This window comes from Actinoplanes sp. KI2 (assembly GCF_025630775.1).
Classification (GTDB): Bacteria; Actinomycetota; Actinomycetes; order Mycobacteriales; family Micromonosporaceae; genus Actinoplanes.
In genome coordinates this window covers 1-949 of record NZ_JAOSZE010000133.1, presented here as the reverse complement: position 1 = coordinate 949, position 949 = coordinate 1, and the positions used below count along the sequence as shown (strand labels likewise).

At 69.3% G+C, this 949-nt stretch carries 1 protein-coding gene; it reads right to left on the bottom strand.

Going from position 1 to position 949, the window contains the following annotated elements; genetic code table 11:
* The coding region (locus ODJ79_RS46620) for an AMP-binding protein (RefSeq protein ID WP_263030190.1) at positions 1-949 on the bottom strand (949 nt) is incomplete at both ends.

Genomic DNA, 949 nt, shown 5'->3' with positions numbered 1-949 from the left:
GGTCGCACCCGACAGCAGACCCATCACGATCTCCCACGCCGCCGCGTCGAAACTCAACGCCGCGAACTGCAACACCCTGCTTCCCGGGCCCACCCCTAGTACTGACTGCTGGGCCTGTGACAACGCCGCCAAACCGCCATGAGTGACGACCACACCCTTCGGCCGACCCGTCGACCCCGACGTATAGATCACATACGCCGGATGCCGCACCTCCACCGGCAACGGCGGCAGCGGTCCAACGTCTGTTGCTTCCTCGTCGGCGAGTAGTACCGGCACGTCGACCCGCGGCAGGCTGCCCTGCGTCGTCTGGTCGGTGACCAGCAGTACCGGGGCAGCGTCGGTGAGCATGAACTCGATGCGCTCCGCCGGGTAGTCCGGGTCCACCGGCAGATACGCGCCGCCGGCCCGCAACACCCCCAGCAGGGCGACCACCAGGTCGACCGAGCGCGGCAGGGCAACCGCCACCACCGACTCCGCGCCGACGCCCGCCGCCGCCAACCGGGCCGCGAACACCTCGACCCGGTCCGCCAACTGCCCATACGACAGTTCCTGCGACCCGAACACCACCGCGGGCGCCGACCCATCGGCGTCCACCTGCGCCTGGAACAGCTGCGGGAAGGTCCCCACCGGCACCCCGGCACCGGTCTGGTTCCACTCCTTCAGCACCACATCCCGCTCGACCGGCGACAGCAGCGACACCTCACCCACCGCCGCGTCCGGCCGCTCGACCAGACCCTCCAACACCCGAGCGAACCAGCGCGACAAACCCTGCACCGTCGCAACGTCAAACAGATCAACGGCGAACTCGACCTCACCCGACAACCCCGCCGGCCGGCCCTCGGCGTCGAAGTTTTCTTCCAGCCGGAACGACAGATCGAACTTGGCCGCCTGGGTGTCGACGGCTTCGATGGTGACCTCGACGCCGGGCAGGGCCGGTGCGGCCTCGGCA